General features: G+C 66.1%; 13 protein-coding genes. 10 read left to right on the forward strand and 3 right to left on the reverse strand.

The genetic code is table 11. The features are described 5' to 3' along the window. Positions 1–360 precede the first annotated feature (360 nt). Entirely contained in the window at positions 361–2,889 is a 2,529-nt protein-coding gene (locus ACW5CM_RS02660; protein ID WP_438254141.1) for an ATP-dependent Clp protease ATP-binding subunit, read from the forward strand. Positions 2,890–2,934: 45 nt separating this feature from the next. Here ACW5CM_RS02660 and ACW5CM_RS02665 read toward each other — a convergent pair whose 3' ends face one another. Beyond that, positions 2,935–3,177 (reverse strand): hypothetical protein, encoded by a 243-nt coding sequence (locus tag ACW5CM_RS02665; protein WP_457124095.1) that lies wholly within the window; start codon positions 3,175–3,177, stop codon positions 2,935–2,937. A gap of 141 nt (positions 3,178–3,318) precedes the next feature. Between ACW5CM_RS02665 and ACW5CM_RS02670 the strand changes: the two genes are divergently transcribed. The 3 genes from ACW5CM_RS02670 (at position 3,319) to ACW5CM_RS02680 (ending at position 5,157) form a co-directional block, all read left to right on the forward strand. Continuing rightward, the gene (locus tag ACW5CM_RS02670) at positions 3,319–3,819 is read left to right on the forward strand and encodes an amino-acid N-acetyltransferase (protein ID WP_439256495.1); all 501 of its coding nucleotides are present in this window, start codon (positions 3,319–3,321) and stop codon (positions 3,817–3,819) included. Next, positions 3,819–4,532, forward strand: coding sequence for a hypothetical protein (locus ACW5CM_RS02675; RefSeq protein ID WP_457124096.1), 714 nt, complete (start codon positions 3,819–3,821; stop codon positions 4,530–4,532). Before ACW5CM_RS02670 ends, ACW5CM_RS02675 begins: the two co-directional genes overlap by 1 nt. A 211-nt stretch (positions 4,533–4,743) precedes the next feature. Continuing rightward, positions 4,744–5,157, forward strand: coding sequence for a dehydrogenase (locus tag ACW5CM_RS02680; RefSeq protein ID WP_457124097.1), 414 nt, complete (start codon positions 4,744–4,746; stop codon positions 5,155–5,157). On the opposite strand, the gene radA is transcribed toward ACW5CM_RS02680, so the two are convergent. Next, on the reverse strand, positions 5,158–6,576 hold the full coding sequence (radA, locus tag ACW5CM_RS02685) for a DNA repair protein RadA (protein ID WP_438254148.1): 1,419 nt from the start codon (positions 6,574–6,576) through the stop codon (positions 5,158–5,160). It lies immediately after the preceding gene. Positions 6,577–6,676: 100 nt separating this feature from the next. Here radA and ACW5CM_RS02690 point away from each other — a divergent pair, with 100 nt between their 5' ends. The 6 genes from ACW5CM_RS02690 to ACW5CM_RS02715 all read left to right on the forward strand — a co-directional run bounded on the left by ACW5CM_RS02690 (position 6,677) and on the right by ACW5CM_RS02715 (position 13,754). Beyond that, on the forward strand, positions 6,677–7,294 hold the full coding sequence (locus ACW5CM_RS02690; RefSeq protein ID WP_438254149.1) for a helix-turn-helix transcriptional regulator: 618 nt from the start codon (positions 6,677–6,679) through the stop codon (positions 7,292–7,294). Between the two features lie 146 nt (positions 7,295–7,440). Then, positions 7,441–8,856, forward strand: a complete 1,416-nt coding sequence (locus ACW5CM_RS02695; RefSeq protein ID WP_438254150.1) for a cytochrome ubiquinol oxidase subunit I — start codon at positions 7,441–7,443, stop codon at positions 8,854–8,856. 10 nt (positions 8,857–8,866) lie between these two features. Then, positions 8,867–9,889 (forward strand): cytochrome d ubiquinol oxidase subunit II, encoded by a 1,023-nt coding sequence (gene cydB / locus ACW5CM_RS02700; RefSeq protein WP_457124098.1) that lies wholly within the window; start codon positions 8,867–8,869, stop codon positions 9,887–9,889. Beyond that, positions 9,886–11,550, forward strand: coding sequence for a thiol reductant ABC exporter subunit CydD (gene cydD, locus ACW5CM_RS02705; RefSeq protein ID WP_457124099.1), 1,665 nt, complete (start codon positions 9,886–9,888; stop codon positions 11,548–11,550). Before cydB ends, cydD begins: the two co-directional genes overlap by 4 nt. Then, positions 11,547–13,241 (forward strand): thiol reductant ABC exporter subunit CydC, encoded by a 1,695-nt coding sequence (cydC, locus tag ACW5CM_RS02710; protein ID WP_457124100.1) that lies wholly within the window; start codon positions 11,547–11,549, stop codon positions 13,239–13,241. The genes cydD and cydC overlap by 4 nt, the downstream gene beginning before the upstream one ends. A gap of 45 nt (positions 13,242–13,286) precedes the next feature. Then, complete coding sequence (locus tag ACW5CM_RS02715; RefSeq protein WP_457124101.1) at positions 13,287–13,754, forward strand: SRPBCC domain-containing protein; 468 nt, start codon at positions 13,287–13,289, stop codon at positions 13,752–13,754. Here ACW5CM_RS02715 and ACW5CM_RS02720 read toward each other — a convergent pair. Beyond that, complete coding sequence (locus tag ACW5CM_RS02720) at positions 13,745–14,521, reverse strand: hypothetical protein (RefSeq protein WP_438254157.1); 777 nt, start codon at positions 14,519–14,521, stop codon at positions 13,745–13,747. The genes ACW5CM_RS02715 and ACW5CM_RS02720 overlap by 10 nt on opposite strands. Between the last annotated feature and the right edge of the window lie 209 nt (positions 14,522–14,730).

Here is a 14,730-nt window from a genome sequence, read left to right on the forward strand (position 1 = left end):
CCGTTCCGGTCGCACTTCGTGCTGCTAAAACGCGGTAACAGCGACGTCAAGTGCGACCGGAACGGGTGGTGGCGCAGCAGGTGGGCGCGGGCGCAGCAGGTGATGGCGCAGCAGGTGGGGCGCGGGGCAGCAGGTGGGCAGGTGACATGGGGGCGGGCACGCGGCGGGCAGGTGAGCGAGCAGCTATGCATGGCAGCGGGGGCGTGCGGGCGCGCGCGGGACACCTCAGAAGCGGCCCGCGCGCTATGCCGACGGCGAACACGGGCTTACCAGCCCCGTGCGGTCGTTACTCTCGATGTACAGGCGCAGAGAACCGTATTCGGCGCTAGCGCTTCGCCCCGTGCGAACCAAGGAGTCACTATGTTTGAGAGATTTACCGACCGAGCCCGTCGGGTCGTCGTCCTCGCCCAAGAAGAGGCGAAGATGCTCAACCACAACTACATCGGCACCGAGCACATTCTGCTCGGCCTCATCCACGAGGGTGAAGGCGTCGCTGCCAAGGCGCTCGAGAGCCTCGGCATCTCGCTTGACGCCGTGCGCGAGCAGGTGCAGGACATCATCGGTCAGGGACAGCAGCAGCCCACCGGGCACATCCCCTTCACGCCCCGCGCGAAGAAGGTGCTTGAGCTGAGCCTGCGCGAGGCGCTGCAGCTCGGCCACAACTACATCGGAACCGAGCACATTCTGCTCGGTCTCATCCGCGAGGGCGAGGGTGTCGCAGCCCAGGTTCTCGTCAAGCTCGGCGCCGACCTGAACAAGGTGCGCCAGCAGGTCATCCAGCTGCTCTCCGGCGCTCCGGGCCGCGAGCCGGCAGCCGTCGGTGCTCAGACCAACGACTCCCCGGCTGGCACGCAGGGTGGCTCCGCCGTTCTCGACCAGTTCGGCCGCAACCTCACCCAGGCCGCGCGCGACAACAAGCTCGACCCGGTCATCGGCCGTGAGAAGGAAGCTGAGCGGGTCATGCAGATCCTCTCGCGCCGCTCCAAGAACAACCCGGTCCTGATCGGTGAGCCCGGCGTCGGCAAGACCGCCGTCGTCGAGGGACTCGCCCAGGCGATCGTCAAGGGCGATGTGCCCGAGACGCTCAAGGACAAGCAGCTCTATTCCCTCGACCTCGGATCGCTCATCGCCGGTTCCCGCTACCGCGGAGACTTCGAGGAGCGCCTGAAGAAGGTCACCAAGGAGATCCGCACCCGCGGCGACATCATCGTCTTCATCGATGAGATCCACACCCTCGTCGGTGCGGGCGCAGCCGAAGGCGCGATCGATGCCGCCAGCATCCTCAAGCCTCTCCTCGCCCGTGGCGAGCTGCAGACGATCGGTGCGACGACCCTCGACGAGTACCGCAAGCACTTCGAGAAGGATGCTGCGCTCGAGCGCCGCTTCCAGTCGGTGCAGGTCAGCGAACCGACGCTGCCGCACACGATCAACATTCTCAAGGGCCTGCGCGACCGTTACGAGGCTCACCACAAGGTGCAGATCACCGATGGCGCCATCGTCGCCGCGGCGAACCTCGCTGACCGCTACGTGGCGGATCGCTTCTTGCCGGACAAGGCCATCGACCTGATCGATGAGGCGGGCGCACGTCTGCGTCTGAGCATTCTGTCGAGCCCGCCCGAACTGCGCGAATTCGACGAGAAGATCGCCAAGGTTCGCGAGCAGAAGGAAGAAGCCTCCGAGGAGCAGGACTTCGAGAAGGCAGCATCCCTGCGCGACGAGGAGAAGAGCCTGCTCGCTGAGCGCCTTCGCCTCGAGAAGCAGTGGCGTTCCGGTGACGTCGCGACCAACGCGGTCGTCGACGAGGGCCTGATCGCCGAAGTGCTCGCTCAGGCCACCGGCATCCCGGTGTTCAAGCTGACCGAGGAAGAGACCGCCCGACTCGTCTTCATGGAGAAGGCTCTGCACCAGCGTGTCGTCGGGCAGGAAGAGGCCATCGCGGCCCTCTCCCGCACGATCCGTCGTCAGCGCGCAGGCCTCAAGGACCCGAAGCGTCCCTCGGGCTCGTTCATCTTCGCCGGCCCGACCGGTGTCGGAAAGACCGAGCTCGCTAAGGCTCTCGCCGAGTTCCTGTTTGACGATGAGGATGCGCTCATCTCGCTCGACATGAGCGAGTTCGGCGAGAAGCACACCGTTTCGCGGCTCTTCGGTGCCCCTCCCGGGTTCGTCGGCTTCGAAGAGGGGGGCCAGCTGACGGAGAAGGTGCGCCGCAAGCCGTTCTCCGTTGTGCTGTTCGACGAGATCGAGAAGGCTCACCCCGACATCTTCAACTCGCTGTTGCAGATCCTCGAAGAGGGTCGCCTCACCGACGGCCAGGGTCGAGTCGTGGACTTCAAGAACACGGTCATCATCATGACGACCAACCTCGGATCGTCCGCGATCGCCGGAGGCCCGGTGGGCTTCCAGGTCGAGGGCAACGCGCAGACCAGCTACGAGCGGATGAAGGGCAAGGTTGACGAAGAGCTCAAGCGGCACTTCAAGCCCGAGTTCCTCAACCGTGTCGACGATGTCATCGTCTTCCCGCAGCTGTCGAAGCTTGAGCTCGTGCGGATCGTGGATCTGTTCGTGAAGCGTCTGGGCGACCGCCTGCTTGACCGCGACATGACGATCGAGCTCACGCAGGCCGCGAAGGAGCGTCTCATCGAGATCGGCTTCGACCCGGCGCTCGGCGCCCGGCCGCTGCGCCGCGCGATGCAGCGCGAGATCGAGGATCACCTGTCCGAGCGCATCCTGCACGGCGAGCTGAACTCCGGCGATCACGTGAAGGTGGATGCTGAGGACGGGAAGTTCTTGTTCGAAACGGCTCCGCGCGGCGAGAAGGTCGCGGTGGGTGTCAACACCACTCCCGCCATCTCGGCGACGCCTGATCTGACGGCCGCCTCCGGCGAGTAAGTATGACAAGGGGACGGATGCTGATGCATCCGTCCCCTCGTCATTTCACAAGCGCTCGGCCTGCCGCGCCTCGGCGGCGGAGACGAGGTCGTTCAAGAGTTTCTGCCACTTCTCGGTCAGCTCACCATTGCTGTCGAGCCACTGATCGACTGCGGGTGTTTCCTCGCCGCAGACCCTGTTCTTGATCTCCATGAGCTCGTTGCTCACTTCAGTATTCAGATCAACCGGTGTCGTCGGCTTCCCGTCGGCGTTGAACGCGTCGAAGTCATCGTTCGTGCTGCCTGGCATCCGTGTCTCCGTCATCCCTGCTGTCATGTCAGCGTGCTCGCGACGCCAACCATATCGGGGTGATGAACAGTGCCCGGTCCTATCGTCGTCTCCCGGGCGCTTCACCCGGGGATCTCAGCCTCGCGGTCTTAGGGTTGACATGTGAGCGAGTACACCGTCCGCCCGGCGCGCAGCGCCGACGTCCTCGGCATCCACCTTCTGCTGGAGCCGCTGGTCGACCGACGGATCCTGCTCGGCAAGGACCTCGCCGTCCTGTACGGCGCCGTTCAGGAGTTCGTCGTCGCCGAAAAAGACGGCGAGCTCATCGGATGCGGCGCTCTGCACGTCATGTGGGAAGACCTCGGCGAAGTGCGCACGCTGATCGTCCGCGACGATTGGCTGCAGCGCGGAGTCGGACGAGCCATCGTCGATGAGCTCGAAACGCGAGCGCGCATCCTCGGCCTGCAGCGGCTGTTCTGCCTCACCTTCGAAACGGCTTTCTTCACCCGGCGTGGATTCGCACCGATCGGTGAACAGGTTGTCGACCCCGACGTCTACTCGCAGCTGCTGCGCAGCCCGGACGAGGGCGTCGCCGAGTTCCTCAACCTCGCGCACGTGAAGCCGAATACGCTCGGGAACACCCGGATGCTGAAGAACCTGTGATGTCGCGACGTCGAACCCGCGCCATCTACCGTCGGCGCCGTCTTGCAGTTCTCAGCGGGCTGATCCTGCTGATCGCGGCGTTGGCCGTCGGGACATGGCTCGTCATTGCACAGCCATGGGCGGATGCCGCCACAACCGAGCCGACCGCGACTTCGACGCCGACCCCCTCGGTCTCGAAGAACCCGGTGCTGGACGCGGCCGAGTCGCCGTCGACGGAGCCGAGCACGGACCCCGACACCGAACCCAGCACGGAGCCCAGCGCAGAACCCAGCACCGAACCGACAGCGGAGGAGACCCCCGGTGTCGCCCCGTGCCAGGCCCGGGATGTCACCGTCGAAGCGGTCACCAATGCCGACACCTATGCGTCCGGGGTTTCGCCGGAACTCAGCATCCTGCTGACGAACACCAGCGCCGCGGACTGCACGCTCGACGTTGGCTCGTCCACGCAGATTTTCACGGTCACCAGCGGCGCAGATGTCTGGTGGGACTCGCGGCACTGCCAGGCCAACCCCAGCAGCATGGTCGTGACTCTGGCAGCCGGGCAGTCGGTGCCCAGCGCATCTGCGGTGGTCTGGGATCGCACGCGATCGGATGTCGGAACCTGTGAGCAGGAGAATCGCCCGCGTGCTCCCGCCGGAGGATCGTCGTACCACCTGGCCGTGTCGATCGGTGGGTTTTCCAGCACCGTGACGCGGCAGTTTTTGCTCTACTGAGTCCAGTCGCAACCTGCTACAGACAGCGCACCATCTTTGGGATACCATTAGAGGATTCTCGAGATTTCTCGGTGCTAGCCATCCCCAGTGGCGTCGTATTCAGCGTCCCCAGCGCTTCGACACTTCACCGATCGAGAACCGGCGGGCCCTCTCGAGTACCCCAGTCCCCACTGGACGACTCGAGAGGGCCCCACTCTCTTAAGCTGGAAGCATGGCAGCGAAGAAGAAATCCGCACGCAAGAAGCCGGCACCCGAGGAGTTTCGCTCTGAGGCGCTCGCCCAGGCGCTTGAGAAGCAGGACGTGGCGGCGGTCGCACTCGCGCTGCGCAATGGCAACACCGTTGTGCCGCTTCTGAACTCCGGCACCCGTGACAACCCGCTCGACAGCGGCGAGGTCTGGACGTTCCGCGATCCCGCATCGGGCGATGTCGCGCTGCTGTTGTTCAGCGATGCGAAGAACAAGCCGGAGAACCTGCCGCCGGGCGTGGGGATCTATTCGCCGGACTGGTTGCGGAAGTTCCTGACGACGCACGGCGACACGATCACAACGGTGTTCCTCGATATCGCCGGGCCGCACCCGATGCAGGCGGCACCGGACGAGCTGCTGAAGGCGCTCGAAGCCTGATCAGAACGGCGGGATATCGTCTTCCCGACGTGACTGCCTGGCCTGTCCTGACTGTGCGGGGTGCCCTGACTGTGTCGGGTGCCCCGACCGCGTGCGCGACTTGACGTCATCGAGCGCAGCCTGCAGCGATCCCGACCGGTCGTCGATGACCTGCTGATATCCGAGCCGTCCAGCTTCCGTTCGGCGTTGCGCGGCCTGTGTGACTGCGCGCACCTCTCCGGCCAGGCTGAGTTCGCCGACCGCGGCGATCGTGCGCGGCGCTGAGAAATGGCGGATCGAGCCCGCGACGGCGATCGCGATCGCCAGGTCGGCGGCCGGTTCGGTGAATCGCACGCCACCCACCGTCGATACGTAGACGTCGAGCTTTCCGGTTTCGATCCCGGCCCGCTTCTCGAGGATCGCCAGCACCATCGCCACGCGCGCAGAGTCGAGCCCCGAGACCACTCGCCGCGGGTTCGGAGCGGTCGTGTTCACCGTCAGCGCCTGCACTTCTACCGGCATGGCGCGTCGCCCCTCCATCGCGATCGAGACGCAGGTTCCCGGTTCGGTGGAACCGTGGCCGAGGAAGAGCCCAGAGGGGTCGGGCACCTCGGCGATGCCGTCGCCGGTCATCTCGAAGCATCCGACCTCGTCTGTCGGACCGAAACGGTTCTTCAGCGCCCGGATGAATCGAAGCGAAGTCTGGCGATCACCCTCGAAGTGACAGACGACGTCGACGAGATGCTCGAGGATCCGGGGCCCGGCGACCTGGCCGTCCTTGGTGACGTGCCCAACGATGATGATCGGCAGGCTCCGCTCCTTCGCGATGCGAATCAGGGTCGCTGCAACCTCTCGCACCTGGCTGGGCTGGCCGGCTGCGCCATCGGACAGCGAGGATGCCACGGTCTGCACCGAGTCGACGATTACCAGCTGCGGCTGCACCTGATCGATGTGGCCGAGGATCGTGGCGAGGTCGGTCTCGCTCGCCAGATACAGCTCATCGTGCAGCGCTCCGGTGCGCTCGGCGCGCAGCCGCACCTGAGCCTGGGATTCTTCGGCGCTCGCATACAGCACCCGTCGTCCGCCGCGCGCGGCCTGCGCTGCCACCTCGAGCAGCAGCGTCGACTTGCCGACGCCGGGCTCACCGCTGAGCAGAATCGCTGCCCCCGGGACGATGCCTCCGCCCAGCACCCGGTCGAACTCGCCGACGCCGCTGGAGCGTCGTGGCGTATCGGCGGTGGTGATCTGCGTGATGGGTCGCGCAGTGTGCGCGGCATCCGGAGAAATCGCCGCCACCTGTCGGACGATGCCGGTCTTCGCCGCCTGCTCTTGCACCGTGCCCCACTGCTGGCATTCGCCGCAGCGGCCCACCCACTTCAATGTCGTCCACCCGCATTCGGTGCACACGAAGGCCGGGGGAGCGGGTTTACGGGTTGCCATGCTCCCAGGCTATCGACCGCATCCGACATCCCTATCGCCGAACGCTATTATTCACGGCCGGAAAATAGCGGGCTGATCAGGACCTCGAGATAATGGATGCATGGCTACAGCCAGCCCGTGCGGGCCCATCTCGACATACTCGCGGGTGCAGATCCTGCACCTGATGCAGATGCGTTCGCCGCGTACCATCGGTGAGATCTGCGACGCCACCGGGCTGCACGCGAACACGGTTCGTGAGCACCTGCAGCGCCTCATCGAGGGCGGCTATGTGATCTCCGCAACCGAGCACCGCACCACCCGGGGTCGCCCGCGTGCGCTCTACAGTGCCGTCACCGGAGCGCCAGGCGCCTCCAGCCCGGTCGCCAGGGACAAGGTTTCTGCCGCTGCTCGCCGCGGCGACATTCTGCGCCGGATGCTGCCGGCGACGGCATCCGATCTCGACAGCGACGCAACCCATCAGATGGATGCCCTCATCGAACATCTCGAAGAGAGCGGATTTGAGCCCGTCATCGACGACGCCCAGCTCACCGTAGACCTCACCCCGTGCCCGCACGCCGCGGCCCGGCCAGAGGATCGTCCGGTGCTGTGCCGGGTGCACCTGGGTCTGATGCAGGGGGTGCTCACGGAGGCAGGCGGCCCGCTGGCTGCCGAGTTCGTGCGCGAACCTGCAGCGCCCGAGGAATGCACGGTACAGCTTCGGGTGACGGCTGTGGCCTGACAGCCAACAGGGCAGGGGTGCCCGCGTAAACCGACCGGCAGTGGCCGGTCGGTGAATCGACGACCGATGATCGGCGACCGGTGAATCGGCGACCGATCAACGGATGCGCTACCTGCCTGCACAAGTTCGAATGAAGGAGTCGTGTGATGGAGTGGTTGGACCCACTTGCGTTGGCCAGGTGGCAGTTCGGTCTCACGACCGTCTACCACTACCTGTTCGTGCCGCTGACGATCGGCATGGCGCTTTCTGCGGCGATATTCCAGACGGCGTGGGTGCGCACGGCGAAGGTGCAGTATCTGCACCTGACCCGATTCTTCGGCAAGATCTTCCTCATCAACTTCGCGATGGGGGTCGTCACCGGAATCGTGCAAGAGTTCCAGTTCGGCATGAACTGGTCGGACTACTCCCGCTTCGTCGGCGACGTCTTCGGAGCTCCGCTCGCGTTCGAGGGGCTGTTCGCGTTCTTCTTCGAGGCGACCTTCATCGGCCTCTGGATCTTCGGATGGGACAAACTCTCCCAGAAGCTGCACCTGGCCACGATCTGGTGCGTTGCCATCGGCAGCATCCTGTCGGCTTACTTCATCATCGCCGCCAACGCGTTCATGCAGAATCCAGTCGGCTACATCTACAACGCCGAGACGAACCGCGCCGAACTTGTGGACTTCTGGGCGCTGCTGACCAACCCGGTTGCGCTTGCTGCGTTCCCGCACACGATCTTCGGTGCGTTCATGTTCGCAGCCGGTGTCATCATCTCGGTCTCGGCATGGCACCTCTCACGTGGACAGCACATCGACACGATGCGGGTCTCGTTGAAGTTCGGTCTGTGGGGGATGCTGGTCTCCACTGCCGGCGTCGTTCTCTCCGGTGACCAGCTGGGACTGGCGATGTATATCGCGCAGCCGATGAAGATGGCTGCCGCCGAGGCGACCTTCAATACCGTCTGCGGGGCGGATGCCTCGTTCAGCCTGTTCACGCTCGGGACGCCGGATGGCACCAGTGAGCTGTTCTCGATCCGGGTGCCGTATCTGCTCTCGCTGCTGTCGACGCACACCTTCGACGCGTGCGTGCACGGTGTCAACGACCTCAACGCGGAGTACGCCGTGCAGTTCGCTGACATGGGCATCGACAACTTCGCCCCGGTGCTGTGGATCACCTACTGGTCGTTCCGCTGGATGATCGGTCTCGGCATGGCGCACGCCCTCGTCGCCCTCGCCGGACTCTGGGTCACGCGCAAGAAAGCGAAGAAGCCGGTCGCGAAGTGGATGTGGAAGATCGCGATCTGGTCGTATCCGCTGGCTCTTCTGGCCAACATCGTCGGGTGGGTGTTCACCGAGATGGGACGCCAGCCGTGGCTCGTGTTCGGGCTGATGAGTACGCGCGATGGCGTATCTCCCGGCACGAGTGGGCTGGAAGTGCTGATCTCGCTGATCGCGTTCACCGCGATCTACGCTGCGCTCGCCGTGGTGGAGATCCGTCTGATCATCCGCGCGGCACAGCAGGGCCCGGACACCACTGAACAACCCGACGACGAGACGGCCCAGCTGCCGTCGGTCGTGTACTGAGGTAGGGAAAATGGATCTCGCAACACTCTGGTTCGGTCTGATCGCCTTCTTCTTCGTGGGCTACTTCGTCCTCGACGGGTTCGACTTCGGCGTTGGCATGTCGCTGCCCTTCCTCGGCGGCGTCGGTAAGAACAGAGATGATGTGGCTCGCCGGCAGATCATCAACACCATCGGCCCGGTCTGGGACCTCAACGAGACCTGGCTGATCGTGGCCGGTGCCTGTCTGTTCGCCTCGTTCCCAGAGTGGTACGCCTCGCTGTTTAGCGGGTTCTATCTGCCGCTGCTGGTGATCCTGCTCACCCTCATCATGCGCGGGGTGTCGTTCGAGTACCGCCATCAGCGTGAGGGGCTGCGGTGGAAGCGCGGCTTCGACCGGATGATCGTGATCGGCTCGGCCGTGCCGGCGTTCCTCTGGGGGGTCGCGTTCGCGAACATCGTGCAGGGCGTCGCGCTGGACGAGCGGCACGTGTACATCGGCAGCGTGTTCGATCTGCTGAACCCGTACGCGCTGCTGGGTGGCCTCACCACGCTGCTGCTGTTCTTCACCCACGGCGCGACCTTCGTGGCATTGAAGACCGATGGGAAACTGCGTGCGGACGCCCGGCGGCTTGCCTTCCGGGCGGGCGTTGTCACCATCGCGGTCGCGGCAGTGTTCTTGGCCTGGACGGTCGCGGCGCACTTCTCGGTCGTGGTGCTGGCGCTGGCCGCGCTCGCCGCGGTGTCGCTGATCGCCTCGGTACTCGCGAACGTGCGCGGACGGGAAGGGTGGGCATTCGGTCTGGGGGCCGCGACCACACTGTTCGCCGTCGTCACACTGTTCGCGGCGCTCTTCCCGAACGTGCTGCCCTCGACGATCGACCCGGCGTTCAGCCTGACGATCCAGAACGCATCCAGCACCGAGTACACGCTGCAGATCATGAGCTGGACGGCGCTGGTCGCCATGCCGCTGGTGCTGCTGTACCAGGGGTGGACGTACTGGGTGTTCCGAAAGCGCATCACCCGGGCGTCGATCGAGGAAACAGTGCACGCGTGAAACCTGTCGATCCGAGGCTGCTGAAGTACGCCGCTGCCGCGCGGGGATTCTTTCTCCTCGCGGCGGTGATCGGCGTGCTGCAGACCGGCGTCGTCATCGCCTTCGCCTGGTTTCTGACGGATGCCATCACCGGGGCGATTGCGGGACGTTCGGTGGTGTCTTCGCTGCTGTGGCTGCTGGGGCTGGCCGCGGCGCGCGGCATGCTGATCGCCGCATCCGACGCCGCCGGCGCGCGTGCTGCCGCCCGCACCGGGGCGCAGCTGCGCGCAGCACTGATCCGCGCCGTGGGGCGACTGGGGCCGGAGTGGCTCGCTACGCGCAACCAGGCCTCGCTCGCGGTCACCGCAGGTCACGGCCTTGAGGCACTGGATGCGTACTTCGCGCGGTACCTGCCGCAGCTCGTCCTGACCGTCATCGCGACGCCCGTGCTGGTGCTGTGCATGTGGTGGCTGGACTGGCCGAGTGGTCTGATCGCGACGATCACGCTGCCGCTGATCCCGCTGTTCCTGATCCTTATCGGCATGGCCACGCGCACCGTGCAGCGCAAGCAGTGGCAGACGCTGCAGCACCTCGCAGCGCGGTTCGCGGACACGGTGCAGGGGCTGTCGACCCTGCGGCTGTTCGGGCGTGAGCGCCGGGCGGCGGCACAGATCGAGGTCACCGCCGAGCAGTACCGCCGCGAGACGATGAAGGTGCTGCGGTTCTCGTTCCTCTCCGGCTTCGCAATGGAACTGCTCGCATCGCTCGCGGTGGCTCTGGTGGCGGTCGCGGTGGGGTTCCGGCTGCTGTCCGGGGATCTCTCACTCGAGGTCGGACTCTTCGTGCTGTTGCTCGCGCCGGAGGCATTTCTGCCGATTCGTCAGGTCGGCGTGCAGTTTCATGCGGCTTCTGAGGGCGTCGCGGCGACCGAGGACGTGTTCGAAGTGCTGGATGCGGCCGATGTCGTGGCGCATAACTCCGGAAGAATGGGGCAGAAGTCGCCTCTGCCGGGCGAAAACGGCCAGTTCGGCGCCGTTTCTCAGGAGTTGTGCGCGAACGAGCTGCGGGTCAGTCGCGGCGAAGCGCTGCTGGCGCCGGTGACATTTGTAGCGCGACCCGGAACGGTGACTCTCATCGAGGGGCCAAGCGGGTCCGGCAAATCCAGCGTTGTCGCAGCGCTCAGGGCGGCGGCGACCTTCACCGGCACGGCGACGTTCGCCGGTCACGATGTGCGCCGGCTCGCTCCGGCCGACTGGCTCGCCTGGGCTGGGCAGTCACCCGGTCTGATGCAGGGCACGATCGGGGCGAACGTCGCGCTCGGGGACGCGAGGCCCTCAGCCGAGGGCATCCGTCATGCGCTGGAAGCCGCCTGCGCCGCAGAACTCGATCCGAACCAGGAACTCGGCGTGCAGGGGAGCGGGCTGTCGGGCGGGCAGGCACAGCGCGTCGCGGTGGCGCGGGCGCTGTACCGGCATGCCGCAGGCCCGCGCCGCGTGCTGATTCTCGATGAGCCGTCGAGCGCATTGGATGCGGAGACCGAGGCGCGGCTGTGGGCGGCGCTGCGTGAGCGAGCGGATGCCGGCGCCACGATCGTGCTCGTCTCACACCGCCGTTCCGCGCGAGAGATCGCCGATCAGATCGTCGACCTTTCGACGAGCTCACGGAACGGGGTGACCGTATGAGTGTCAGCGATGTCCTGCGCCTCGCTCAGCCGCCGCTCCGGCGATTCCTGCCTGGGCTCATCTGGGGTGTGCTGTCGGCCGCGGCTGCGGTGTCGCTCCTCGCCGTCAGCGGCTGGTTGATCGTCAGCGCATCGATCGTCGACTCGCTGGTGCCGCTGTCGGTGGCTGTTGTCGGGGTGCGCTTCTTCGCAGTGTCGCGGGCAGTGTTCCGGTATCTCGAGCGGCTGTCAGGGCACCATGCGGCGCTGGGCCAACTAGCCCGCACGCGCGCCGATATGGTGCGAACGCTCATTCCGCTGTCGCCGGCAGGGCTCGGTCGGACCGACCGTGGTCAGGTGCTTTCGGCGCTTGTCGACGATGTTGAGAATCTGCAGAACCTGCCGCTGCGGGTGGTGCAGCCGCTCGCGGTCGCGGCGGTGGTCGCGGTCGGCTCGGTGGGCTTCATTGCTTTCGTGTCGCCTCCGGCCGCGCTCACGCTTGCGGCGTGCCTGGTGGTGGCAGCTCTTGTGGCCATCGGTCTCGGCTGGATCGTCGGGTCTCGTGCCGAGGAGCGGGTGTCCGTGCGGCGGGCAGAGCTGTCAGCATCCCTCGTCGATTACTTCGGCAGTCTCGACGTGCTGCTCGCCTACGGGGCCGAGCCGCAGGCGCGGCAGCGGATCGAGCGGGCGGATGAGGCGGTGCGCCGCCTGGTCACGCGATCGTCGCTCGCTGAGGCTGTCGCGGCCGGCGTTGTCTCGGTGCTCGCGGGAGTCGCGTCGGTGTGGGCGGTTGCCGTGGCATCCCCGGGGCTGAGCACCGGTGCGATCGACGGGCCGTGGCTCGCGGTCGTCGTGCTCGTGCCGATGGTGGTCTTCGAGGTGTTCGGGGCGGTGCCGGTCGCGGCAGCGTCGTGGCGCGGAGTGCGCGCGAGCGCGCAACGGGTGGTCGATGTGCTTCCGGCGCAGCTTCCGCCGCAACTGCGATCGGATGCTGGAAACGCGGAACCACCGGCATCCACAGTTCTGCGCTTGCGCGACGTTCGCGCCTCGTGGCCGCATAACGGGACGGCACGGGGCGATCTGGCGCTGCGCGATGCCCCGGCGCTACGCGATGCCCCGGCGCTCCGCGGCGTCGACCTCGATCTCGGCGTCGGGGAGCGCGTGCTCGTCAGCGGGCCGAGCGGTGCGGGCAAAAGCTCACTCGCCTCGGTGCTGGTCGGATTCCTGAAGGCTGAGGGCGAGTACACGATCGGCGGGACGGATGCCGCGTCGCTATCGGGGCCGGCACTGCGGGAGATTGTCGGGCTGTGTGAGCAGCATCCGCAGCTCTTCGATGAGGACATCCGCCAGAACCTGCTGTTCGCGCGGGATACGGCAACGGATGCCGAGCTGCTCGCCGTGCTTGACCGCGTCGGGCTGGGGGACTGGGTGCGGGAGCGCGGCGGGCTGGATGCGCGCGTCGGCGACCGAGGCGCGCTGGTATCCGGTGGGCAGGCGCAGCGGATCTCATTGGCGCGGGCGCTGCTGCACCGCTTCGACGTGCTCGTGCTGGATGAGCCGACGGCCGGGGTTGATCCCGAGGCATCCGAGGCGCTGCTGCGCGATCTGCTCGAGGCGGCGGGGGAGCAGTCGGTGCTGCTGATCTCGCACGTCGAGCCGCCCGCCGGCACCGTCGATCGCGTGGTGCGAATCGAGGCCGGGCGGACGGTCTGAGCTATGCCGTAGCATCCGCTCCCGTCGGCGGCGTAGCCTCAAGGGATGAGCCGAACCGATGAAGTGACGCGCCTCATCAACGCCTCGCCCATGCGAGTTTTCGAGGCGCTCAGCACTGCGGATGCCGTCGCAGAATGGCTTCCGCCGGACGGGATGACCGCACGGATCGACCACTTCGATGCCCAGGCCGGAGGCGGATACCGGATGGTCCTCGTCTATCGGGATGCGACGGGTGCGCCCGGGAAGAGCAGCGCGACTGAAGACGTCGTCGAAGGACGATTCGTCGAGGTGGTTCCGGGCGTGCGTCTTGTGCAGGAAGTCGAGTTTGAATCAGACGATCTGCGATATGCCGGCGTGATGCGCATGACCTGGGAGGTGCGGGCGAGCGGATCGGATTCCGAAGTGACTTTCCGGGCCGAAGATGTCCCGGAGGGGATATCCGCGGCCGACCACGAGATGGGGCTCAGCTCATCGCTGGGCAACCTCGCGGAGCTGCTCTCGGCTCAGTTGTAGAGCTCGGCGGGCGGTTCCATAACGATGCCCTGGGCCTCGAAGGCGCGGCGGCGCTCTTCGATACGGCGGTGCAGTTCGAGTTGCGCGTCGTCGACGAGCTGCTGGTCGAGTTCGACGGTGGGCGGATGCTGGTTGCCGTTGTTCGCGGCGATGTAGGCGTCGAGTTCCGGGCCGGAGGTCCATGACGTGATGAGCGAGTAGCGGGGCGCGGGTCCCTGCTGCCAGACGGCATGCCAGAACCGCTGGGTGTCGACGAGGATGCGTGAGCCGGCAGGCAGCGGGAGGCGGATCTCGGATGCTGGATCGAAGCGGTCTTCGCGCAGGATCAGCAGCGAGTCGGCGTCGTCGGTCAGGTTGAACCAGCCGCGTACCACCCAGCCCGTGCCGGGCTCGTTGAGCCGGTTGTTGTCGTCCTGGTGCAGGTTGTAGATCGCATCGGCGTAGGTGTTCGGCTGCAGTTCGATGACGCGGCAGCGTCCGATGTTGGCGCCGGGCTCCTGCGCGCGCCGTGCGAGGGCCGGGGCCTTGGCCACCTGGCTGGGGATCCAGGCACCGTCTTTGTCTGGACGGGGCGGGGTCTGGTTCCAGAAGGCGTTGCACTCGATCTCGCCGGCATAGCTTGTCAGCGGCGCGAAGCGGGTGATGCCGGAGGAGCGCCAGCCGACATATTCCAGCTCAAGCCACTCGGCCGGGTCCGTGGACTGGTCGTAGTCGTCCAGGACGACGTAGCCGGTCTCTTCCAATGCATCCGACATCACGAAGCTCATTGCGCAACCTTTCCGGACCGGCGTCTCCGTCCATCCGTAAGGCCATCCTAACCAGCGCCCAGGGGCGTGGCGGCCGCCCGTGCCCGGACAAAATGCGGGCCTCGTGGCGAGAAACATGCTTCAGCATGAGACAGGGGTTGTGATGTCTCAGGTCTTCGGTGACGGTTCTTGTCTCAGAACATTGGTGACGGTTTCTGTCTCAGGAGATG

It is taken from the genome of Microbacterium wangyouchuni (assembly GCF_054072595.1).

Coding starts and splice junctions, on each gene's coding strand:
- ACW5CM_RS02680 (WP_457124097.1), top strand. CDS start 4,744: ATGGCAGCGAAGAAGAAATCCGCACGCAAGAAGCCGGCACCCGAGGAG.
- ACW5CM_RS02675 (WP_457124096.1), top strand. CDS start 3,819: ATGTCGCGACGTCGAACCCGCGCCATCTACCGTCGGCGCCGTCTTGCA.
- ACW5CM_RS02665 (WP_457124095.1), bottom strand. CDS start 3,177: ATGCCAGGCAGCACGAACGATGACTTCGACGCGTTCAACGCCGACGGG.
- ACW5CM_RS02695 (WP_438254150.1), top strand. CDS start 7,441: ATGGAGTGGTTGGACCCACTTGCGTTGGCCAGGTGGCAGTTCGGTCTC.
- ACW5CM_RS02690 (WP_438254149.1), top strand. CDS start 6,677: ATGGCTACAGCCAGCCCGTGCGGGCCCATCTCGACATACTCGCGGGTG.
- ACW5CM_RS02660 (WP_438254141.1), top strand. CDS start 361: ATGTTTGAGAGATTTACCGACCGAGCCCGTCGGGTCGTCGTCCTCGCC.
- cydC (WP_457124100.1), top strand. CDS start 11,547: ATGAGTGTCAGCGATGTCCTGCGCCTCGCTCAGCCGCCGCTCCGGCGA.
- radA (WP_438254148.1), bottom strand. CDS start 6,576: ATGGCAACCCGTAAACCCGCTCCCCCGGCCTTCGTGTGCACCGAATGC.
- ACW5CM_RS02720 (WP_438254157.1), bottom strand. CDS start 14,521: ATGAGCTTCGTGATGTCGGATGCATTGGAAGAGACCGGCTACGTCGTC.
- ACW5CM_RS02715 (WP_457124101.1), top strand. CDS start 13,287: ATGAGCCGAACCGATGAAGTGACGCGCCTCATCAACGCCTCGCCCATG.
- cydB (WP_457124098.1), top strand. CDS start 8,867: ATGGATCTCGCAACACTCTGGTTCGGTCTGATCGCCTTCTTCTTCGTG.